Genomic DNA, 21,777 nt, shown 5'->3' with positions numbered 1-21,777 from the left:
ATGATAAAAGAACTAACGTACAACGATATTCAAGTAGGGGATATGGAATTTTTCACTAAGACTATTACAGATTCTGATATAACTCAATTTGCTGGGCTGACTGGCGATATTAACCCGATTCACCTTGATGAGGAGTTTGCTAAGGAAACACCTTTTAAAGAAAGAATTGCCCACGGCTTTTTAACAGGTAGTTTTATTTCTACAGTTATTGGAACGAAGCTACCTGGAGTGAATTCTATCTATTTGTCCCAAAACTTAAAGTTTACTGCTCCCGTTAAAATTGGGGATACGATTAAGGCAACTGTTGAGGTAGTCGAAAAAAGGGATGATAAGAAAATTATTAAGCTAAAAACACAAGTATTGAATCAGCACCAGAAGATGGTGGTAGATGGAGAAGCAGTCGTTATGAAACTATAGAAAGTAAGGAGAAATAGGATAGGGATTCCCTCAAGTAATCGGTAAACATCAAATAGAAACGGCAGGGAGGGAATATTTCATTTAATAGTTCAATCACAGGACAACATAATTGTTTTACGTTAGCAAGTATCCAATGAAAATGGACAGATGCAAATGAATATCTACGTGATTATGCGGAGGAATTCAAGAAAACCATGATTGGCACAGGAGTTTAATATTGCAATGGGAGGAATTCACTTCCTCCTATTTACTTCAAAAGTTTGTCATTGGAGGGACGAAAGAATGTTATCATTGTTGAATTTACTTGTTTTCCTAGCTGTGGCTGGATATGCAGCATATTTGTTTGTCAACCTTGTATACACCCGTTATTTATTTATCAAGCTTGGCAAAAAAGCTGAGTTCGAACCAAACCTTAAAGAACGAATTAATTTGATATTAATCAATGGTTTTGGTCAGTCCAAATTATTTAAAGACAAGAAAAGCGGTTTGATGCATCTAGTATTATTTTATACCTTTTTTATCATTCAAATAGGACTCATAGAACTTATCATAAAAGGATTTATTAAAGGCTATGAATTTCCTTTTGGTGAGGGGCATAAATATTTCAGTCTTCTGCAGGAGTGGGCTACATTCCTTATGCTGTTAGCTGTCGTATATGGATTTTACCGCCGTTATGGGGAAAAGTTAAAGCGATTGCAATGGAAGCGTGATGGCAAAGCTGCTTTTGTCTATATCGCTTTATGTACTCTAACCTTATCTATCTTGCTTACATTAGGATTCGAAGTAATTATGTTAGATCATGAACTGAATCTGGCTTATGCCCCATTTTCTGGTGCTATTGCGTTATTATTTTCTGGCATCGGATCAACCGCAGGAACTGTGTTGTTCTACGTATTTTGGTGGGTTCATATGTTAACGGTCTTTACATTTCTGGTGTTTGTCCCACAGTCCAAGCAATTTCATGAGTTATTTGCCATGGTCAATATCTTTTTTAAGAAAAGCGGACCTGTTGGGAAGTTAAGGAAGATTGATTTTGAGGATGAGACAGCTGAAGAATTTGGTGTCGGGAAAATTGAGAATTTTACCCAGCATCAGCTGATTGATCTGTACGCATGTGCAGAATGTGGACGATGCACGAATATGTGCCCCGCTTCAGGAACGGGAAAAACGTTATCTCCAATGGATCTGATTGTGAAGATGAGGAATCACTTGACAGAAAAAGGAGCAGCGGTTACTTCTAGAGAACCGTGGATGCCGGCTTTTGCTTTTAAAAGCACAAAAGGGAATCAATTAGCTTTAGCTGAGGCTGGGTTTCAGGAAGTAGCAGCAGCGAGCGAAGGTGTGAGTTTAATTGGAGATGTCATTACAGAAGAAGAGATTTGGGCATGTACGACATGTCGTAACTGTGAAGATCAATGCCCGGTGATGAATGAGCATGTAGATAAAATTATCGATCTACGCCGTTATCTTGTCTTAACAGAAGGAAAAATGAATCCTGATGCTCAGCGTGCAATTACAAATATCGAACGGCAGGGAAATCCGTGGGGACTTAATCGAAAAGAACGTGGAGATTGGCGTGAAGGACGCGAAGATATTCATGTTCCAACTGTCAAAGAAATGGAGAAGTCTGGAGAAGAGTTTGAATATTTATTCTTCGTTGGCTCCATGGGTTCTTACGATAACCGTAGTCAAAAGATTGCTCAATCATTTGCTCGTATCATGAATGCAGCAGGCATTTCATTTGCTATTCTAGGGAATAAAGAGAAAAATTCAGGTGATACGCCACGAAGGCTTGGAAATGAATTTTTATTTCAGGAATTGGCTAATGCCAATATTGAAACATTCCAAAAGCATAATGTGAAGAAAATCGTAACAATGGATCCACATGCCTATAATACGTTGAAAAACGAGTACCCGGAATTTGGTCTTGAAGCAGAAGTATATCATCATACAGAATTGTTGGATCAATGGATTAAAGAAGGAAAAATAAAATTCACAAAAGAATTGAATGAGGTCATCACTTACCATGACTCCTGTTATTTAGGGCGCTACAATGATGTATACGACCCGCCTCGTGAAATTTTAAAAGCGATTCCGGGTGTAAAAGTTGTTGAAGCTGGCCGCAACCGCGAAAATGCTATGTGCTGTGGAGCTGGCGGTGGTATGATGTGGACGGAAGAGAATACTGGAACACGGATTAACATTGCAAGAACAGAACAACTTCTTGAGACAAAACCAACAATGATTGGAAGCGGTTGTCCATACTGTTTAACGATGATCAGTGATGGGGTGAAGGCAAAAGAAGTTGAGGGGACAGTAGAAAACTACGACATCGTTGAAATTTTGGAAAAAGCATTGTGATTTATAGAATAATAAACTTAATTAGCAAGAAAAGAACGTAAGAAAATAGATCATGCCAGGGAGTTTCTCGGGTAGGATCTATTTTTTTGCTATTAAACTCTCTTTTTTGAGAGAATCTTAGGATTTTGGTGTATGTTTGGTTAGTATGGAACTTACCTTATTAATTAATAACCGAGGCGCTGATAAAGTAGATTTAGAACATTTTTATATTCCTTCCAGACCGATGTTCTGAGGGGATTTTTTTGTTACAGAGATTGAACTATTTACACGGAAATAAACATTGTAAAAATGAGTGAAGCATCATTTTGAAAGATATGTTAAATAATTTTTTAGCGACTCCAGTCTTGAATATCTTTTAATTTTAGGGTCTTTTTTCGTTTCTTTCGTGATATTTATTATTTTAAATGAGATAAATTGATTAATTCAAAGTAAATTAGGAGGGAGGGGATGAATCGCCTTCTGATTGGGAGGGTTACTTGCCATCTCGATTCTATTTGATCTAAAAAGAAGCGAATGATTATTTAAAGTGGGGGGAAGTAATGAGTATACAGGGAGTTATTTTGGGCCTTACTGTTTTGTTATCTGGAACACATATAGATGTTCAAGAGACTCAACCGATAATGAAATTTGAAGAAATAAATGCTCAACAAGTTTCGGTATCTAGCAAGCTGTCTCCGAAACAAGCGAAGGCTGTCATTAGCAAAAAAGCAAAAGCAACGGTTGAGGCTATTAAAAACAAGAATATGAAACAATTAAAAACTATGATTCATCCTGATAAGGGAGTTAGGTTCTCGCCCTATACGTATGTGAACAAAAAATCTGACCTTGTATTTAAGTCTTCTCAAATAGGAAAGCTCCCAACCAGCAAGACCGTTTACACATGGGGGGCATACGATGGCTCAGGTAATCCAATCAAGGCGACGTTTAATCAGTACTACCGTAATTTTATTTATGACCGCGATTATAAAAATATGAAAAAAGTCGGGTATAATCAAACGATAGGGAAAGGAAATACGGTTAACAATATTCGTAAGGTGTACCCAAACTCCATCGTGGTTGAATATTACTTTGGGGGCACTAAGAAATACAGTGGTATGGATTGGTCCAGTTTGAAGCTAGTTTATGAGAAAAAAGGCAGCAAGTGGTATCTTGTAGGTATTGTTCACGATGAATGGACGATTTAACTATTGGGTAAAAATCCTTCAATACACATGCTTATTTTATTATAGTAGTAGGACTGTTAAGATATTCTTTCTTGAATCGGAATAAGATGGAATGCCTGATGCGGTGAATGTCGCAGTTTAGTTTAAGTATATTCCTTTACAAAGTTATAGAAAAAGCCGATTATCTCAGTAAAAGGAAATCGGCTTTTCTTCTTTAATTCTTTTTTAAACAATAACAATTGAAAAATTAGGTTTCATCGAACAACACTTAAGCACCAAATAATTTGTTCATACTGTTTTGTTACCAACCGATTCGTTCTCCATCTCTGAAGAATTCCCCGTTAGGTCCATCAGATCCAGTCGTCGCTAACCAAAGGATAGACTCAGCAGCTTGCTTAGGATTTCTTGAAGCAGATGGTCCACCCATATCGGTGCTTACCCATCCCGGATCGACCGCATTTATTTTGATATCACCTTTGATTTCTGCAGCTATCAATTGTGTTAATCCATTTAGGGCAAGTTTAGACAACTTATATGCGCCTACTCCTGGATAGGACATTTCGCTCATCGCTCCATATTCTGAGGAAACATTAATAATTCTCCCATAGCCTTGTTGTTCCATGATAGGAATAAAGGAACGGATGACATGGTAAGCGCCGAAGAAATTCGTTGCCATCGTTCTCTCTAGAATGGAAGGGTCCATAGCCGCTAGCTTTTTATTATCATCCAAATATACACCAGGCATTATTAATCAATACGTCTAATTTTCCATACTCCTTTTTAACTGTAGCAGCTGCATGGTAGATGCTTTCTTGATTGTCTACGTCCATCACCACAAAGGAAACGTTAAGATTTGAATCTTTAAGTTTTTGCACTGCTTCATGACCCATCTCTGGATTTCGACTTGTTAAAACGACCTTAAAACCTTTCAAAGCCAATTGTTTGACCAGCTCATATCCAATTCCTCGATTCCCGCCGGTGACAAGTGCAACTTTTATATCCTTTAACATTTTAAAACCCCCATTTTCGACTATTAATCTTGGGTTAGAGTAAATTTTCTTACACCCTAAAAATCTAATAAAAGAAAGTAGGATAGGAACATAAAATCAATAATGAACAGGAAGTTCTTAAAGGCGTTGAATTTATTCCTTTAATGAATGACAGGTGGTTTTCTATTAATTAGTAAAGGAAATCTCTATTTTATCATTTTTATGAATATCTTCCGTTCCGGCATCTAAAGCAGTCTTGTAATATGAACATTTATGTTCGATAAGCTCCATTGTTTTTTTAAATCCTTCCATCTGTGCTTCTACAAGTGCTTTTCGTTCCACGAACATGTCATATCTTTGCTGCAACGTGGAATCCCCATCAGAACACCAATCAATGAAATTTTTAATTTCCTTAATAGGCATCCCCGTGGCTTTCAGACATTCAATTACTTTTAAAGCACCGATATCGGATTCTTTAAACAATCGTGTTCCGCTAGGTGTCCGTTCTACAAAAGGCATAAGCCCCTCTTTATCGTAGTAACGCAAGGTATATACTGTAAGATTTAATTCATTTGCCACTTCGCTGATAGAATATGTCTTCATCATTTATCTCCCCTTTTTATGGGTATAGACTTCGAGTTAACTCTATGTTGTAAGGGGATTTTATCACGGTATTTTTTGGATGTCAAAGTCGTCTTATAGGGAAAGTAGAAATCGACTTTGTGCATTAGAGCTATACTTACTTTTAAAAAAATGTGGTTAGCTATAGGCTAGATTGATAGATGATATGAAACTTGTATGGCTGGGGGGATTTTCAAAAGAAATATAAACTAATTGCTTGACCTAGAGTTAACTATAGGGATTAACATTGTTTTGCAAGAGAAAAAAGTGGAGATAGAAATGAATGAAGGGGAATTGTAAATTGAGTTCTTCATTTATACCGGTATAAGCGCATTCTCTTGAAAAATATAAATTAATAGGAGGCTTTTTTTTATGATAACTGCTAAAGCACGAGCTGTTGACGGTCCAGACAAACCGTTTCGAGCTGCTGAAATTAAACGACGCGATCTTGATTTGCATGATGTTCTAATTGAAATTAAATATGCAGGAATATGCCATTCTGACATCCATACTGCACATGGAGAATGGGGTCCAGTGAACTATCCACTCGTACCTGGACATGAGATTGCGGGAATTGTCACGGATGTAGGAGCTGAGGTCACGAAGTACAAGGTTGGTGATCGTGTAGGGGTCGGATGTATGGTTGACTCCTGCGGCGAATGCGACAACTGCTGTAAAGGAGAAGAACAATACTGTCTTAAAGGAAATATCCCCACCTATGCGGGTGTTGACAAATACGGAGAGCCTACTCAAGGTGGTTACTCTACCCACATTGTCGTAACGGAGGACTTTGTAGTCAGAATTCCTGATAGCATTGAGCTTGATGCCGCAGCACCATTACTATGCGCAGGTATTACGACATATTCCCCACTAAATCATTGGGGAGCTGGCCCAGGTAAGAAAGTAGCTGTTGTTGGTATGGGTGGTCTTGGTCATATGGCTGTCCAAATTGCACATGCCATGGGTGCCGAGGTTACCGTTCTGTCGCAAACATTGAAGAAGAAGGAAGATGGTTTGCAATTGGGCGCAGACAACTACTATGCCACAAGAGATTCAGAAACATTCGAGAAACTTGCCGGAACCTTTGACTTAATTATTAACACAGTAAGTGCAAAGATTAACTTGGATGCATATTTAGGACTTCTTACTCTTGATGGAACTCTCGTAAATGTCGGTGCTCCTGCAGAGCCGTTGTCACTAAACGTGTTTAATTTAATCGGTCATCGTCGTTCATTTGCAGGTTCAATGATTGGAGGCATCCGTGAGACTCGGGAAATGTTGGAGTTCTGTGCAGAACATAACATTGTTCCTAAGATTGAAGTCATTTCAGCCGACCAAATTGACGAAGCCTACGAACGTGTATTAGCTTCAGATGTGAAGTATCGATTTGTGATTGACATCAGCACAATGTAAGCTGCGTAAATGATAAGTTCTATTGGTCATCCTTTTTTATTTTAACTTTTTAAGCTTTAGAATAGAGTTTTTGTCTTACAAGCATCTTAATTTACAGATTTCCCGAACGAGAAAGCCCACTTCTTTAGAGGTGGGCTGATAGTGAGGTCGAACCAGGCGTGTCTCGTGACACGTTAATGGTTCGATTTTTTCGTGTTGTGGGTGTATTTCTTGTAATGAGAACATGTGTTCTTTTATAATGGTTTTATAGAAAACAAGAGAGGAGGAAAAAAACATGTTTGTTACACACTCATTTCGTATTCCCTATGAGAAATATCTATATGAAGAATTAAGAATGATGCAGAGAGAAGCAGCTTCTGTATGGAATGATATCGTTCGAGAAGCGACTTCTTATTATGTTTCTCGTAAAAAGTGGTTAAGTAAAACAGAGATTCAATCTGTTCGAAAACAAACGTATCAGCTCCATTCTCAGACCGTTCAAGCCATTGCGGATAAGTATGAAGCGAATCGAGAAACGATTCGACAGCTTCGAAAAACGGATAAAAAAGCGAAGTATCCGTGGAGAAGAAAATACTATTATTGCATCCCATTAAAAAAAGCATCGATGGATATAACCAAAGATACCATCTCGATAAAAAAGGCATCCTACGGATTTTCACTTCCTGAATTGTTGACTAAAAAGAAAAAGAAGAATTGGAACGAAAAATTTCCAAAGAAAAATGAGGCTATTCTTCTTCCTAATCTTTCGGAGGAACCGTTAGATGAATGTAACTACGCAGAAATTGTATGGAGAGACGGTGCCTATTGGTTTTGTTATACTGTGCAAGTCCCTGAAAGGGATGTATCATCGTTTGATAAAAAGGCGGCTGGTGCTGATTTAGGAGAAATTCATGCCGTGGCAGTCGCGACAGAAAACAAGGCTCTTCTTGTTTCAGGACGAGCCATGCGTAGTATCTCTCAATTCCGAGCGAAAGTATTGGCGGAGTTAAGTAAAAAGATGTCTCGCTGTAAAAAAGGCTCTAATCAATGGAAAAAGTATAAACAAGCCAAACACCGCATTCGTCAAACGAGTAAAAATCAACTCAAAGAGTTGGAACATAAAACCACAAAAGAAGTCGTTTCTTTTTTAGTCGAAGAACAAGTTACACATTTCGTGATAGGCAATGTATCAGGCATTGAAAAATTGACAAAGAAGAACGAGAAAAAGAAACAAAAAACTAGTAAAGTCAGAAGGCAACAACTGTCGTTGTGGAACCAAGGGAAAATGAAACAAAAACTCACCTATAAAGCTGCATTGATGGGGATAAAAGTAGAGGAAACAGAAGAAAGCTACACCTCTCAAGATTGTCCGTTTTGTAACGGACGACATCAAGCGAAAGGAAGACACTTTATTTGTTCTGTTCATAAAACAGAAATCCATCGTGATGTAAACGGAGCACAAAATATTACCCGTAAAAAACATACGATGGCAGTCCAATCTCTTTATTCGGTCCTATTCAAACAACCGATTTGGTATAAACGCTTTTTGTCTGAAGAAATCAGACAAAAAACGAAACATCCCAAGGATAAACCGAAGAAAGAACCAAGTATCGCCAGTCGAATGGCGTAGTGGCACCGACCTTGCCCTTTTGAAAGACTGTTTTTCTCTCAAAAGTTGCTCGCCCAAGTTTCACCCCTGCACCTTCCTGTGGAAGTTTGTAAGTGGAATGTTTGCGAGAAAGAACCCCACTGGCTTCAGCCATGGGAGTGGTCAGTAGGATTAATAGCTGCATTCACTGGAATTGGAGCTTACGTACTTTTGAAGTTATTTAAAGAAAATCCTATAGTTGGTTTAGCAACAGGGTCAACAACTGGAAACGCTGTAGCTACACCAGCCGTTGTTGCCGCAGCATGTGTAATATCTGCCATAGTCTGTCCGATTATTGTTAGCTATGTATTTAAAATATCCGAAAAGAAAAAAGCTAAAAAATCAATTTCAAGTGCAGCATAATAAAAAGTAACTTGTTCGGATGTCTGACCCATCACGGCTCCGGTCCTGCTCCTGTATTCTTTGGTTCAGGCTATGTTTCGCAAGATAAATGGTGGTTAATCGGATTTGGCGTTTCAGTCATTCATATTATTATTTGGGGTGTTGTTGGAGGACTCTGGTGGAAAGTACTTGGTTTATGGTAAAAGATAAACTAAAATAAACTTTGATATTGGTTCAAAAGGGAGATTTTTTATGTCAAATATAGGTTTTCGTGTTTTTGAAGACATTGAAAGACCATCAACGGAGTTAATTCTAGGTTTTGCAGGTATGCAAGCTGCCAACGTTGGGGATTGTATGAATAAAATGGCTGCAATTGACTCATCTATTCAAAAAGTCAATAAACAAAATTTGCTTGGACCAGCCTATACCGTTAAAGTGCCAAGCGGGGATAATCTATTAATTTTTCTTGCTATTGAAAGAGCGCTGCCGGGCGATATCCTTGTCATTGATGGAGAAGGATGTATGGATCGAGCACTAGTAGGAGAAGTTCTGTCGAAACTTGCACAATCAAAAAAATTGGGTGGTTTCTTAATTGATGGTTGTATTAGGGATTACGAAGTATTAAGTCAAATGGACTTACCTATTTTTGCGAAAGGACGAACACCGAATGGTCCTTATAGAAATGGTCCAGGAGAGATAAATGTTCCTGTTAGTATTGGAGGAAAGGTTGTTTGTCCTGGAGATATCATCATAGGAGATGATGATGGCGTTATCGTTATAAAGCCCGAAGAGGCAAAAGAATTACAACAAAAAGTGTTGGAACTCCAGAATAAAGAAGCAGCTATCTTAGAAAAAATAGAAAAAGGAAAAGGCTTAGATTTAAAGTGGGTTTATGAAAAATTAAATCAAGAGCATTGTGAATTCATTAAAAAGTAATTCATCAATAGGCATAAAATGATTGCGGGTTATTGCTATCTGGCACATTTTGGAGAGATCATCCACAAATGGATAGGACACAAGTATTTAGCACGCTAATTAATACAATGACAAAACGATAATATTAAACAGTCCGACCCCGATTTCGCTAAAGTATACTTTTGCGATTTCGAGGTCTTTTTCCTGTTAAACCCTTGTCAATCCAGTGTTCTTTCAATTTTCTTTTTTAGCAAAGCTTTATTTTAACTCGAACAGTGGAATGCTGGTGGATAAGGTGGATTTTAGCAGGAGATTATTTTGGTTGTACAGAGATTGCAAAGTTAAAATAAACATTTACGATTCGTTTGATAAAAAGTGCTTAAGCATGGTATAAGTGTAAAGGAAGCAGAGACATTTTGCTTTTTAATTTTGGGACAAGGGGTTGGCCTGGTATCCCATCATGAGAGGATTTGAATTTGAATATGATAGATAATTTTTGGCGTGATTTACCACGACCTTTTTTTATACTGGCACCAATGGAAGATGTGACGGATGTTGTTTTTCGTCATGTAGTGAGTGAAGCAGCTAGACCGGATGTGTTTTTTACAGAGTTTACAAACTCGGAAAGCTATTGTCACCCAGAGGGGAAGAGTAGTGTGCGTGGGCGTTTGACTTTTACAGAGGATGAACAACCAATTGTAGCCCATATATGGGGGGATAAGCCTGGAAATTTTCGGCAAATGAGTATTGGTATGGCGGAACTTGGGTTTAAGGGAGTGGATATCAATATGGGCTGTCCTGTACCTAATGTGACACAGAATGGGAAGGGAAGCGGCCTTATCCGTCGTCCGGAAGTTGCAGCGGATTTAATACAAGCAGCAAAAGCAGGAGGGTTGCCCGTAAGTGTAAAGACAAGGCTTGGTTACACGGAGGTAGACGAATGGCGCGACTGGCTGACACACATATTGAAACAAGACATTGTTAATCTTTCCATTCATCTGCGTACAAGAAAGGAAATGAGCAAAGTAGATGCTCATTGGGAACTAATCCCGGAAATTAAGAAACTTCGTGACGAGGTGGCACCAGATACACTCTTGACGATCAATGGGGATATCCCTGACCGTCAGACTGGCTTAAAGCTTGCACAACAATATGGTATTGATGGGGTTATGATTGGGCGTGGTATTTTCAATAATCCATTTGCCTTTGAAAAAGAGCCGAAAGATCATAGTAGTGAGGAATTGCTTGATCTCTTAAGGCTGCATCTGGATCTCCATGATAAATATTCAGAATTAGAGCTGCGTTCGTTCAAGGCTCTTCATCGCTTTTTTAAGATTTATGTCAAAGGATTCCGAGGGGCGAGTGAATTAAGAAATCAATTAATGAACACAGCGTCAACAGATGAAGTGCGTGCATTGCTCGATAACTTTGAGTCAAAGAATCTTACTGGAATGGGAGAACAGTAGAAGTGTCCCAATTCAAGGTGAAAGAGAAGTAGGACGTTAAACTGGTGTGTCCCCAAAAAGTTAGAGTTTATACGTAATTGGCTGGTGTGAAGGCGGTATTGAACCGGACTCATGCCCGCCAATTTTTGCTTTATACGTTTGTTATTATAGTAATCTATATTAGGTTATGAATTTACAAATTAAAAGTACGCAAATGAGGAAGATCATTATTTCTCCATTTTCTTGTTTTGATTTATAAACAGAATTCCTTCACTTTTAACCTAGCATTTTTTCAAATTTGCTCACTGTTTCTATTTGCATGACCGATACGTTGGCTGACAATTTTTGGATTGACGCCTTGTTTCATTAATAGCGTTGCATTGGTCTGTCGTAAGCCATGAATAGATATTTTCTTCACTTCTGATTTTTTAATTAATCGAATGGGGTTTTTATAAAGAACTGTGATGAAATTTGCTACTACTTTGGTTATATTAAATGTTGTATATCATTGAAGGATGAGGGAATATAATGTCAACTAAAACAAAATCGTCAAGAAAAATTGCTAGATATTCACTAATTATTATGGGATTAGGTTATATTGCAACCACACCGTTTGAAGGTTCATTGTGGGGTGGTTTATTACACGGAGGTTTTGAAGCTGGGCTTGTTGGTGGATTAGCCGATTGGTTTGCAGTTACTGCACTATTTCGCCGCCCGCTTGGATTACCCATCCCCCATACAGCTTTACTGCCCAATAATCGTAAAAGAATGTCAAATGCACTTGTTTCGGTAGTAAAAAATGACTGGCTTTCTAAGGAAAGCATCCAAGAAAAAGTAAAACACATTCCTTTTACAGAAAAGCTAATCGCCATCATAGCCAAACAGATGCAAACAGATTCTTTTAGAAAAGGTCTTATTCAATTGATTAAGAAACTGATTCGTTACATAGACGTTGAAAAGCTTACACCTTTCATTAAAAAACAAATAACCTTGACGCTTACTAACGTTGAAATGAGAAAATTTCTTCAATTAATAAGCTCACAGCTAATTAGTGAACAGGTTGATAAGAAAGCTTTGGATTATATTTTGAAAAAAGCTGAGACTTGGTTAAGAAAAGAACAGACTAGTCACCGGTTAGGCACTGTTTCTATGAATATAATCAATAAGATTGAAGCAGATGGCATGCTGCAGTTTGTTCTTAAGTCTATTCAAGGTTTACTGAACGAGGAAAAACTCGGCAATATTGTGCAAAACCTATTATTAAGTGTGGTCAATAGTTTGAAACACGAGGGTGAAGCGAATCGAGAAGCTTTACTCTTATATATCCGGAAAGAGTTACAAGGTATAAATGATAACCGCGAACTAGTAGAAAGCGTTGAGAAATGGAAAAATCAACTGCTGGCGAAATGGGAGCCTGATCAAACAATAACGGAAAGTCTGCAACGAATTCAAGAAAAGGCATTGGTTTTCGTAGAGGATAAAGATTTTATGGATAATTATCTTATTCCATTGATGAGCCGCATACTAGACAACATCCAAGAAAATAGCACCAACATTGATCATTGGATACAAAAACAAATAGCAGTGCTGGTTGAAAATAATCATTCACAAATTGGCAATCTTGTACAAGAGAATTTAGACAAGTTAGACAATGAAACACTTGTTGATATGATAGAAAATAATATAGGGAAAGATCTGCAATGGATTCGTGTTAACGGGGCAGTTTGTGGTTTTGTAATAGGGATTTTCCTAACAGCTGTACAAGCTCTGTTTAGACTAGTATAGTATCCTTTAGTACGAATCAAGTTTACGGATTCGTTTCTCTCAGTTTATTCTTATCTAAAAAGAAAAGTGAGCTTACATGTCTCTTCGGGACAACGTAAGCTCACTTCTTGTATTTCTTATTCTTTATTCATTAAGCTATGCTTTTTACCATAAACAAAATAGATGAGTAATCCAAATACAAACCAAATACCGCATGCAATCCATGTATGGGCAGAGAGCTGAGTAATTAAAAATACACATAATAGGAATGATACAATCGGTAAGATGGGGAAGAATGGTACTTTAAAACCACCTGATGGTATGCTCTTGTTTTTTCTTAAGTAGATCACTCCGAGTGAAACGATTGTAAATGCAAGTAATGTTCCCATGTTCACTAATTCTGCTAGTTTAGACAACGGCACGAAGCCGGCACAGAAAGCTACAAGTATTGCAAATACCCACGTATTTTTAACGGGTGTTTTATACTTTTTACTAAGCTCACACATACTTTTCGGCAGCAAGCCATCACGGCCAAACGCATAAAGAAGTCTTGTCCCGCCATAGCACATAACAAGTATAACGGTCATCATCCCAACAACAGCACCAAGTGAAATAATACCAGCCACCCAATCTTGGTGAACCAGCTGCATAACGAAGCTAACGGGGTCACTTACATTTAGTTGCGTATATGAAACCATCCCAGTCAAAACAAGTGAAACAGTTACGTAAAGGATTGTACAAATAAATAACGATCCGATAATTCCAATTGGCATATTACGCTGTGGATTCTTTACCTCTTCAGCCGCTGACGAAACAGCGTCGAACCCAAGATAAGCAAAGAAAACAAGAGCTGCCCCATTCATAACACCAGTCATTCCGAATGGCATAAATGGTTGCCAATTAGCAGGCTCAACATAAAAAACACCTACTCCAATAAATAAAAGAATAACGAAGACCTTAATGAATACCATGATTGCATTAAATCTCGTAGATTCTTTTATTCCTAATGTTAATAAAAAAGCAGTGGCAAATATAATGGCTATAGCCGGTACATTTATATATGTTCCATCTGCCGGATTAAAAGAGCCAGAGATGGCCTTTGGAATGGTAATATTAAATCCTTCTAACAAAGCACTTAAATAAGCAGACCAACCAGTTGCAACCGCTGCAACGGCTAATCCATATTCTAAAAGCAAAGCCCACCCAACTAACCAAGCAATCAATTCTCCAAACACAATGTATCCATACGTATATGCACTACCTGTTACTGGTACGGCTGAAGAAAATTCTGAATAACACATACCTGCCAATGCACAGACAATAGCAGCAATAATAAATGAAAAAATTATCGCTGGTCCAGCATGCTCCGCAGCGACTGTCCCAGGAAGAATGAATATACCTGTCCCAACAATGGCTCCTACCCCAAGCAGCACTAAATCAAATGCTCCTAAAGTTTGCTCCAGTTGGACTTTTCCGTTTTTTTTCAGCAATTCGCCAATATTTTTTCTCCTAAATAATACATTTTTCACAATCAACCCTCATTCTTTCTTTTCGCAAATATGTGAAAATTTTATACGTTTATTTTTTAAAGGTCAAATCTTTTTTGTCGACTTAATAATTATTTTGTCAAATAATGACTTTTTAAGTTGGAATGAGAATTAGGGGAAAATAGGTTATACGGATGGGTACATAGTNNTTTATAAAAACGAACCAAAAAAATATTATCATAATAATGTTGAAGAGTGCTTTTAATCTTTGTTCAACAAATGGGCCATTTAATGGAAAAGCAAATGTGCCAGCGAAGGTAGTAGAGTTTAAAGAGGGAAACATATATTTTACGCACCAATAGTACCTGTTTTCATTAATAAATGATTTAATCAAATGAATACTTTTTGGCTAGCATATAAAAACTATATGAAAATGAAATCGAGGAGATTGAAATGGAAACGATTAAACCATTTAATGAAACATTAACATCTGCTGAAATGGGAAAGCTTTGGGTAACTTATACAGGGAATACTATGGCTAAGTGTGTTCTTAGTTTTTATCTTCAACATATCGATGACCAAGATATCAAAAAAGTTGTAGAAAACGCCTTAAATTTAAGTGAGACGATTGTGAAAAGTATTAAAGAAATATTTATTCAAGAAAACTTTCCTATACCAATTGGGTTTACGGATGAAGATGTAAACTTAGGTGCTCCAAGGTTATTTTCAGATGAATTTTACCTTAGCTATTTGAAGTATACTGGTAAAGCAGGAATGAGCATTTATTCAATAGCAATACCTCTAGTGACAAGAGAAGACATAAGAGATTTTTTTATCAAAACCCTTAATTCCACAGTAAATTTATTAACTGAGGTTAATAATACATTAATGGAAAAAGGACTTTATATAAAGCCCCCACAAATTCCAACACCAGAAAAAGTTGATTTTATAAAAAAACAAAGTTATCTAAATGGTTTTTTGGGGGATATTAGACCTCTTCATGCATTAGAGATTACACATCTCTATGATAATATCGAAAATAATTTAGCAAGCAAAGCATTACTAATAGGTTTTAGTCAAGTAGCAGAAAATGAAATTATTCAGGAATTTTTCATACGTGGAAAGGAGCTGACAAACAAACATATAGAAATTAGTTCTCAGAAACTGCATAAGGACAATTTGCCATCTCCTCCACTATTGGATCACTTAGTAAGTGAATCCACCATTTCACCATTTTCAGATAAATTAATGCTAGCCCATAAAATCGAAATGTTTTCAATGAAAATAAGAACTGCTGGAAACGGAGCCTCTCTTAACGGAAGAAGAGATTTAGGTGGAATATATGCAAAGTTTTTAGCGGATATAGGGCTATATGTTGAGGATGGGACCAATATTATGATTGATCAAGGCTGGATGGAACAACCACCAAAAGCCATTGATCGAGATAACTTAGCTTCAAAATAGTAAATATGATAGTGGGTTAATGTTATCTATATGGTTTTATAAGGGACATAAAACATTGGCATTGCAAACAACGTTCGGTAATGCCAATTCACTAAGCATTAAATAGATTAATTGGTTCACTTAATAAATAATTATTAATAAAACAAAGTCTTTGATCTTCCAGGTCAGAGACTTTGTTTTTTATACCGACTGAATGAAGGAATCCCTCTGTTTACAAATTGAATGTGAAATCATGTACTAAAACTCTAATGGAGGTTAACTTAACAAGAATAATTTTTCTATGATAATCTAAATAGTGATTGAATGATTTTTTTGTAACATCAATAGTAAATAAGGTGGATAAGAAAATGGATGAACGGGACTGGACAATCTTAAAGGTGCTTTATGAAAAAAAGAATATTACAAAAACGGCTGAGAGCTTATATCTATCCCAACCAGCATTAACGAAAAAGATTCAACAAATAGAGAAAGAATATCAAGTAGTAATTGTTAAAAGAGGAACAAAAGGCGTTCACTTTACACCACAAGGAGAATATTTAGTTCAATGTGCGGATGAAATGCTGTATCGTCTCCAACAGATTAAGGATACAGTATCTAATATGGATGAAGAGGTTAGCGGAACCTTACGATTAGGAGTTTCTAATTACATAACAAGGCACAAGCTGCCACATCTTTTAAAGCTTTTTCGTGAACAGTTTCCAAAAGTAAATTACAAAGTTACAACGGGATGGAGCAGGGATGTATTTAATCTTGTATATAGTGGGGATGTTCATATTGGGATGGTCCGTGGGGACTATCAGTGGTCAGATTCAAAAATACTACTCTTTGAGGAAAATCTCTGTGTAACATCATTAGAAAAAATTGAACTTCGTGATCTGCCATCCCTACCGAGAATTGAATATGAAACAGATGTTTTACTCAAGACCATGATTGATAATTGGTGGCGTGGGGAATTTTCACAGCCGCCTTTTATCGGTATGGAAGTGGATAAAGCTGATACTTGCAAAGAAATGATATTGAACGGTTTGGGATACGGGATACTTCCGAGTGTTCTTGTACAGGAACATCAAAACCTTAATCGAATCATTCTAAAAGATAGAAAAGGGAATCCGATTGTAAGAAGAACTTGGATGTTGTATCCTAAAGAATACCTTGAAATCAAAGTAGTTAAAGAATTTATAGAATTTGTGAAAAAATTGGATTTTAAATCTACTATTTAGGAAAGCGTGGGCAACTGCTCAGGCTTTTTTTATTTGGTGTCAAACAGGAGATGTTGTCATTCCTTTTTTGAATGAACTTCGATAATTTATTTGTATTTCAACTATTTGGGTATTGTTTTTAAAATGAAATGGATGGGGGGGAGAGCAATTGGAGGACAATTCAAAGAAACTTATTACATTTTTAATGGAGCACGAAGGGAGAGATTTCGATGCAATCATAAAGGATGAAATCGAAGGGATCGTTGGGTTTAGTTTTATGACTTACGTTGAGGGGGCAAAAATTCATACCCAATCAGGGAGAATAGTAGTTAGCGAACCTAATACAGGAAAATACTTTTACTTACCGATTAGTGGAATCGAACAGATCTACGACGAAACCTATGGACGGTATGATATAGCATTAACAATAAAATATAACAATGGCTATAGCATCTATATACAAATTTTTGAACCATATTGGAAGGATTAAAGCAGCTTAAGCATTATACAGACTTTTATTCTAATAAAATTACAAGTTCCCATTGCGCTTATTATTCTTAAAATGGAAAGGATTATTTTATGGACGTTTTATTTCATATTACTTTGAACGTTATTTTTCCCATATTTGCACTTATTGGAGTTGGAGCACTTCTTCATAGAAGATTTAAATTAGACATGCGTACCTTATCTAAATTAAATTCATATTTACTAATGCCTGCTGTGAGTTTTGCCAATGTTTATGAGAGTGAAATTAAAGAAGATACGCTTCTGCATATTCTTAGTTTCCTTGTCATACAAGGTCTTTGTTTAATGATACTCAGTACAGGAATCTCTAAAATGGCGAAATTTGAGAGCGGTCTTTCAGCAACCTTTAAAAACAGTGTTGTACTAAGTAATTCGGGGAACTTTGGATTACCTGTCAGTCAGGTTGTTTTTCAGTATAATCCTCTTGGACTATCCATACAAATAGTCGTTATGATCTTTCAAAATCTCCTAACTTATACTTATGGGTTATTTAATTCTGTTTCTGTTGATAAGGCAAAATTCCAGGCGATAAAAACGTTTTTGAGAAATCCGGTCTTATACGCTTTTTTACTTGGTTTTTTTCTTCATACAGTTTCTATAAAAATTCCAGAATACATATGGACCCCTATCAAAAATACTTCAAACGCATTTTTAGCTATAGCACTTATTACACTTGGTGCACAAAGTGCTTTCCTAAAAATAACGAGATTTTCGCTGCCTTTAGTGCTGAGCCTTATTGGAAGGTTAATTCTTTCACCATGTATTGCGTTCCTCGTTATTTTACTATTAAAGCTGGATGGTACTACAGCACAGTCATTGTTTATTGCGAGCTCTTTTCCAACTTCAAGAAATAGTTCGCTGTTCGCACTTGAATATGGAAATCATCCTGAATATGCTGCGCAAGCGGTTTTATTGTCTACCGTATTCAGTATGATGACAGTAACCATAGTTATTTTTTTGGCCCATTTGTTATTTTCTTAAAAAGCATTTATATCTTGAAATTCAGCAATGCTGTAGAATACCTTAATTTACAGTCTTTCGTTTAACGTGACAAAGAATTAAAGCAGGTGTACGCTTAATAACATATCCATTCCTTACAATGCGAATGACATAAGGAGTGGAGTAAGCATCATCCTACTAATTTTGCTAAAAAGACGATGTCACAAAATGGGAGGTATTAGTAGATGGGGTTTATATAAAAGATCATTTATTCGCAAGGCTCAGAGGAAAATGGAAATTTTGACTAGGGTCAATTTTTAATATGTATCATTAATTATGTAATTAAAGGGAATCATAAATGAAAATGGCATTAAATAGAAGAAGGATATTTTCAAGAAAACTACATAGCTTTACAACTAGAGCAAGGGTGTGAGAACGTGTCAGAGACAGATTTGTCAAAATACGAGAAGAAAATAATCATTCGCAACATACGAATCGAAGACATTGATGAAATTATAAAGTTAGGGAAAGTTTGCTTCCCTAATATGGAGCCATGGAAGAGGGAGCAATTGGTAAGTCATATTCGAATTTTCCCCGAGGGTCAATTTTGCGTGGAATATGAGGATAAGATTGTAGGGTCCTGTTCAAGTTTAATCGTCAATTTTGAAGAATATGATGACCAGCACACATGGGATGTTATCACAGATAACGGGTATATTACGAATCACGACCCCGATGGGAACAATTTATACGGAATTGAAGTAATGGTCGATCCAGAATACCGGCGTATGAAACTAGGAGCTCGCCTTTACGAGGCGCGCAAGGAACTCGCTGTTCGACTAAATCTTCAAAGCATCATTATCGGCGGACGAATCCCAAATTACCACAAACACAAGAATGAAATGACGGCTCGTGAATATGTTGCAGCAGTTGAAAAGCACAGTATTTATGATCCCGTTTTGTCCTTTCAGCTTCTACAGGGGTTTACGATTAAACGTATCAACACAAGCTATCTGCCAGATGACAAAGCATCTGCTTCTATGGCTACCTTGATGGAATGGAACAACGTCGATTATCGTCCCAAGAATAAGCGGATTTATCGCACATCGTTCCCGGTTAGAATCTGTGCGGTTCAGTATATGATGAAAAAGATTGACTCGTTTCAGGATTTTAATCGGCAAATTGAGTATTATGTCGACGTCGCGGCTGATTTCGGATCTGATTTTGTTGTATTTCCAGAAATATTTACAACCCAATTATTATCATTTCTCGAAGAAAAACGACCGGATCAGGCAGTTCGACGACTGGCAACCTATACAAATCAATATATCGATTTGTTTACGGCACTCGCAGTACGATATAACATAAACATTGTTGGTGGGTCACATTTCGTTGAAGAGAATGGAGATGTCTACAATGTCGGTTTCCTATTCCGCCGTGACGGCACGATAGAAAAACAGTCCAAACTTCACATAACACCAAACGAAAAAAAATGGTGGGGCATTTCAGAAGGAAACGAAATTCATGTGTTTAACACAGATTGCGGAAAGATTGCTATCCAAGTTTCTTACGACATCGAGTTTCCAGAACTTGCAAGGATTGCTGTTGATAAGGGTGCGAACATTATTTTTGTACCTTTTTGTACAGAGGATCGTCAGGGGTACCTCCGTGTTCGCTACTGTGCTCAAGCACGTGCGATTGAGAACCAAGTATATACCTGTATCGCTGGAACCGTGGGCAACTTAACACATGTTGAGAATGTGGATATTCAGTACGCGCAATCTGGAATTTTTTCGCCTTCCGATTTTGAATTTGCAAGGGATGGGATTGTAGGAGAATGTGATGCTAACATCGATACCGTCGTTGTTGGTGACGTTGACCTTGAGAAGCTGAGACGTTCTCGAAATTCTGGTTCGCTGCGCCAATTACGCGATCGACGACGTGATTTGTATCGAATTGAATTGAATAGAATAGATTAAAGTAAGATTAAGTTGTTTGTAACTTTGGGTGTCAGGCATCAGGATATGGTGATTGGCATCCTTTTTGATTTCTTTCCGTCAGCAAAAACTCAGGAATTTGTAAGCGGAACGAAGAAATAAAGGAAGGACGCTTTATCTTATTCAAGTAATGGATAGGTTTTCAATTAACATATATTGCGCGCTGTTCTTACTTTTCTATACCAAGCCAACAATCTTTCCATAGGCTGAAAATTCAGAGGAGAGACAGCCCCTGTAATCTTGGGAGAAAACTGTCTCTTTTTTATGTTATTTTATACTTTATAAGGTACCCCCATATCCGCCATCTGATCTAGCTCCAAAGGCAAAAAAGCATATTCTCCGTCCTTAATAATCTCACATTTCCGAACCGGAATAGGATGTTTAAAAATAGGCCCATCTATTACTGTGGTATGGAACTCGCCACCTTCTCCGCAGGGGTCAATACCACGAGTTTCAAGCTCCCTCACGTATTCATGGGTTAACGTTCGCCCTAAATCGTCCTCTCGCATTCCAAGGGATAAATTAACAGTTACAATAATCGTTACAAATCCTAGATTTATGAAGTCTTCGACAGCTTCACGATAGTTCATTTCCCATAAAGGCATCCCAAGCTTTAATCCAGCATTCTTCGTAACCTTTTCATGTCAACAGTCATGAGCAGGCATATCTAGGTCTCCAGTTACTAACACTTCTGCTCCTTGATTTTTAGCTTTTTCTAAAAGGCGCATAAATACTTTTTCATAATCTATCCAACTTGCAGCTGCAGTATATACGGGCAAACCTATCGATTGAGCTTGGGCACGGCATTGCATGGGATCTGGAACGTTTCCCTTCTTCCTCCAGCATGACAATTAGTCCAATCGCTTCTCCAACCTTCACTGCTTTATATAGAGCCAAGACACTATCCTTTCCTCCGCTAAAAGAAGCTATAAATTTATGCCTGCGAGCACTATTTTTCCAATCTATTAATTCTGCCATTCATATCTTTCACCATTTAAAATTAAATAGATTGCGGTTTACTAACTGTAAGAAGAGAAAGTACTTACCGTTATTATAGTATTCAACGTAATATATTAGAGAAATCGAACAATTACAACAAATAATAGCTC

Annotated in this window: 18 protein-coding genes and 3 pseudogenes; 15 read left to right on the top strand and 6 right to left on the bottom strand. The window is 37.2% G+C overall.

Annotated features, from left to right (window positions below; genetic code table 11):
- The 3 genes from V7068_RS12575 (at position 1) to V7068_RS12565 (ending at position 3,962) form a co-directional block, all read left to right on the top strand.
- On the top strand, positions 1 to 417 hold the full coding sequence (locus V7068_RS12575; RefSeq protein WP_252289491.1) for a MaoC family dehydratase: 417 nt from the start codon (positions 1 to 3) through the stop codon (positions 415 to 417).
- A 282-nt stretch (positions 418 to 699) separates the two neighbouring features.
- Positions 700 to 2,778: a (Fe-S)-binding protein gene (locus V7068_RS12570; RefSeq protein WP_499713076.1), complete on the top strand. Its 2,079-nt coding sequence runs from the start codon at positions 700 to 702 to the stop codon at positions 2,776 to 2,778.
- 539 nt (positions 2,779 to 3,317) lie between these two features.
- Positions 3,318 to 3,962, top strand: a complete 645-nt coding sequence (locus V7068_RS12565; RefSeq protein WP_499713075.1) for a hypothetical protein — start codon at positions 3,318 to 3,320, stop codon at positions 3,960 to 3,962.
- Between the two features lie 280 nt (positions 3,963 to 4,242).
- On the opposite strand, the pseudogene V7068_RS12560 reads toward V7068_RS12565, so the two are convergent.
- A pseudogene (locus V7068_RS12560) lies at positions 4,243 to 4,951 on the bottom strand (SDR family oxidoreductase).
- Between the two features lie 165 nt (positions 4,952 to 5,116).
- Positions 5,117 to 5,533 (bottom strand): MerR family transcriptional regulator, encoded by a 417-nt coding sequence (locus V7068_RS12555; protein WP_499713094.1) that lies wholly within the window; start codon positions 5,531 to 5,533, stop codon positions 5,117 to 5,119.
- A gap of 390 nt (positions 5,534 to 5,923) precedes the next feature.
- On the opposite strand from V7068_RS12555, the gene V7068_RS12550 reads away from it, so the two are divergent.
- The 6 genes and pseudogenes from V7068_RS12550 (at position 5,924) to V7068_RS12525 (ending at position 11,314) form a co-directional block, all read left to right on the top strand.
- Positions 5,924 to 6,964, top strand: coding sequence for an NAD(P)-dependent alcohol dehydrogenase (locus V7068_RS12550; protein ID WP_499713074.1), 1,041 nt, complete (start codon positions 5,924 to 5,926; stop codon positions 6,962 to 6,964).
- A 274-nt stretch (positions 6,965 to 7,238) separates the two neighbouring features.
- Positions 7,239 to 8,573, top strand: coding sequence for an RNA-guided endonuclease InsQ/TnpB family protein (locus V7068_RS12545; protein WP_499713073.1), 1,335 nt, complete (start codon positions 7,239 to 7,241; stop codon positions 8,571 to 8,573).
- Positions 8,574 to 8,762: 189 nt separating this feature from the next.
- Positions 8,763 to 8,954 carry a hypothetical protein gene (locus tag V7068_RS12540; protein WP_499713072.1) on the top strand — a complete coding sequence of 64 codons (192 nt, stop codon included), beginning with the start codon at positions 8,763 to 8,765 and terminating at the stop codon, positions 8,952 to 8,954.
- 5 nt (positions 8,955 to 8,959) lie between these two features.
- Positions 8,960 to 9,136: pseudogene (locus V7068_RS12535) on the top strand (anion permease); the annotation flags it as partial.
- A 49-nt stretch (positions 9,137 to 9,185) separates the two neighbouring features.
- Positions 9,186 to 9,869: an RraA family protein gene (locus V7068_RS12530; protein WP_499713071.1), complete on the top strand. Its 684-nt coding sequence runs from the start codon at positions 9,186 to 9,188 to the stop codon at positions 9,867 to 9,869.
- A gap of 461 nt (positions 9,870 to 10,330) precedes the next feature.
- Positions 10,331 to 11,314: a tRNA dihydrouridine synthase gene (locus V7068_RS12525; protein WP_499713093.1), complete on the top strand. Its 984-nt coding sequence runs from the start codon at positions 10,331 to 10,333 to the stop codon at positions 11,312 to 11,314.
- Here V7068_RS12525 and V7068_RS12520 read toward each other — a convergent pair.
- Positions 11,224 to 11,472, bottom strand: coding sequence for an IS3 family transposase (locus V7068_RS12520; RefSeq protein WP_499713092.1), 249 nt, complete (start codon positions 11,470 to 11,472; stop codon positions 11,224 to 11,226). The two genes, V7068_RS12525 and V7068_RS12520, sit on opposite strands and share 91 nt — an antisense overlap.
- 113 nt (positions 11,473 to 11,585) lie before the next feature.
- On the bottom strand, positions 11,586 to 11,726 hold the full coding sequence (locus tag V7068_RS12515; RefSeq protein WP_499713091.1) for a tyrosine-type recombinase/integrase: 141 nt from the start codon (positions 11,724 to 11,726) through the stop codon (positions 11,586 to 11,588).
- Positions 11,727 to 11,821: 95 nt separating this feature from the next.
- On the opposite strand from V7068_RS12515, the gene V7068_RS12510 reads away from it, so the two are divergent.
- Positions 11,822 to 13,078, top strand: coding sequence for a DUF445 domain-containing protein (locus V7068_RS12510; protein WP_499713070.1), 1,257 nt, complete (start codon positions 11,822 to 11,824; stop codon positions 13,076 to 13,078).
- A gap of 116 nt (positions 13,079 to 13,194) precedes the next feature.
- Here the strand turns inward: V7068_RS12510 and bcaP are convergent, their stop codons facing one another.
- Entirely contained in the window at positions 13,195 to 14,586 is a 1,392-nt protein-coding gene (bcaP, locus tag V7068_RS12505) for a branched-chain amino acid transporter BcaP (RefSeq protein WP_499713069.1), read from the bottom strand.
- A gap of 411 nt (positions 14,587 to 14,997) precedes the next feature.
- Here bcaP and V7068_RS12500 point away from each other — a divergent pair, with 411 nt between their 5' ends.
- From V7068_RS12500 to V7068_RS12480, 5 genes are all read left to right on the top strand, one after another.
- Positions 14,998 to 16,008 (top strand): DUF3231 family protein, encoded by a 1,011-nt coding sequence (locus V7068_RS12500; RefSeq protein ID WP_499713068.1) that lies wholly within the window; start codon positions 14,998 to 15,000, stop codon positions 16,006 to 16,008.
- Between the two features lie 347 nt (positions 16,009 to 16,355).
- Positions 16,356 to 17,228, top strand: coding sequence for a LysR family transcriptional regulator (locus V7068_RS12495; RefSeq protein ID WP_499713067.1), 873 nt, complete (start codon positions 16,356 to 16,358; stop codon positions 17,226 to 17,228).
- Between the two features lie 148 nt (positions 17,229 to 17,376).
- Positions 17,377 to 17,697, top strand: coding sequence for a hypothetical protein (locus tag V7068_RS12490; RefSeq protein WP_499713066.1), 321 nt, complete (start codon positions 17,377 to 17,379; stop codon positions 17,695 to 17,697).
- An 89-nt stretch (positions 17,698 to 17,786) separates the two neighbouring features.
- The gene (locus V7068_RS12485; RefSeq protein ID WP_499713065.1) at positions 17,787 to 18,713 is read left to right on the top strand and encodes an AEC family transporter; all 927 of its coding nucleotides are present in this window, start codon (positions 17,787 to 17,789) and stop codon (positions 18,711 to 18,713) included.
- Positions 18,714 to 19,108: 395 nt separating this feature from the next.
- Positions 19,109 to 20,650 carry a carbon-nitrogen hydrolase family protein gene (locus V7068_RS12480; protein WP_499713064.1) on the top strand — a complete coding sequence of 514 codons (1,542 nt, stop codon included), beginning with the start codon at positions 19,109 to 19,111 and terminating at the stop codon, positions 20,648 to 20,650.
- Between the two features lie 290 nt (positions 20,651 to 20,940).
- Here the strand turns inward: V7068_RS12480 and V7068_RS12475 are convergent.
- A pseudogene (locus V7068_RS12475) lies at positions 20,941 to 21,646 on the bottom strand (Dph6-related ATP pyrophosphatase).
- Between the last annotated feature and the right edge of the window lie 131 nt (positions 21,647 to 21,777).

The sequence above is a fragment of the Bacillus sp. JJ634 genome (genome assembly GCF_036962285.1).
GTDB lineage: Bacteria > Bacillota > Bacilli > Bacillales > DSM-1321 > Peribacillus > Peribacillus asahii_A.
The sequence above is the reverse complement of the archived record's forward strand: the minus strand, read 5'-3'. Positions and strand labels throughout refer to the sequence as shown.

Excerpts from the sequence above, each read along its gene's own strand:
- V7068_RS12575 (WP_252289491.1), top strand. The coding sequence starts at position 1 with ATGATAAAAGAACTAACGTACAACGATATTCAAGTAGGGGATATGGAA.
- V7068_RS12570 (WP_499713076.1), top strand. The coding sequence starts at position 700 with ATGTTATCATTGTTGAATTTACTTGTTTTCCTAGCTGTGGCTGGATAT.
- V7068_RS12565 (WP_499713075.1), top strand. The coding sequence starts at position 3,318 with ATGAGTATACAGGGAGTTATTTTGGGCCTTACTGTTTTGTTATCTGGA.
- V7068_RS12555 (WP_499713094.1), bottom strand. The coding sequence starts at position 5,533 with ATGAAGACATATTCTATCAGCGAAGTGGCAAATGAATTAAATCTTACA.
- V7068_RS12550 (WP_499713074.1), top strand. The coding sequence starts at position 5,924 with ATGATAACTGCTAAAGCACGAGCTGTTGACGGTCCAGACAAACCGTTT.
- V7068_RS12545 (WP_499713073.1), top strand. The coding sequence starts at position 7,239 with ATGTTTGTTACACACTCATTTCGTATTCCCTATGAGAAATATCTATAT.
- V7068_RS12530 (WP_499713071.1), top strand. The coding sequence starts at position 9,186 with ATGTCAAATATAGGTTTTCGTGTTTTTGAAGACATTGAAAGACCATCA.
- V7068_RS12525 (WP_499713093.1), top strand. The coding sequence starts at position 10,331 with ATGATAGATAATTTTTGGCGTGATTTACCACGACCTTTTTTTATACTG.
- V7068_RS12510 (WP_499713070.1), top strand. The coding sequence starts at position 11,822 with ATGTCAACTAAAACAAAATCGTCAAGAAAAATTGCTAGATATTCACTA.
- V7068_RS12500 (WP_499713068.1), top strand. The coding sequence starts at position 14,998 with ATGGAAACGATTAAACCATTTAATGAAACATTAACATCTGCTGAAATG.
- V7068_RS12495 (WP_499713067.1), top strand. The coding sequence starts at position 16,356 with ATGGATGAACGGGACTGGACAATCTTAAAGGTGCTTTATGAAAAAAAG.
- V7068_RS12485 (WP_499713065.1), top strand. The coding sequence starts at position 17,787 with ATGGACGTTTTATTTCATATTACTTTGAACGTTATTTTTCCCATATTT.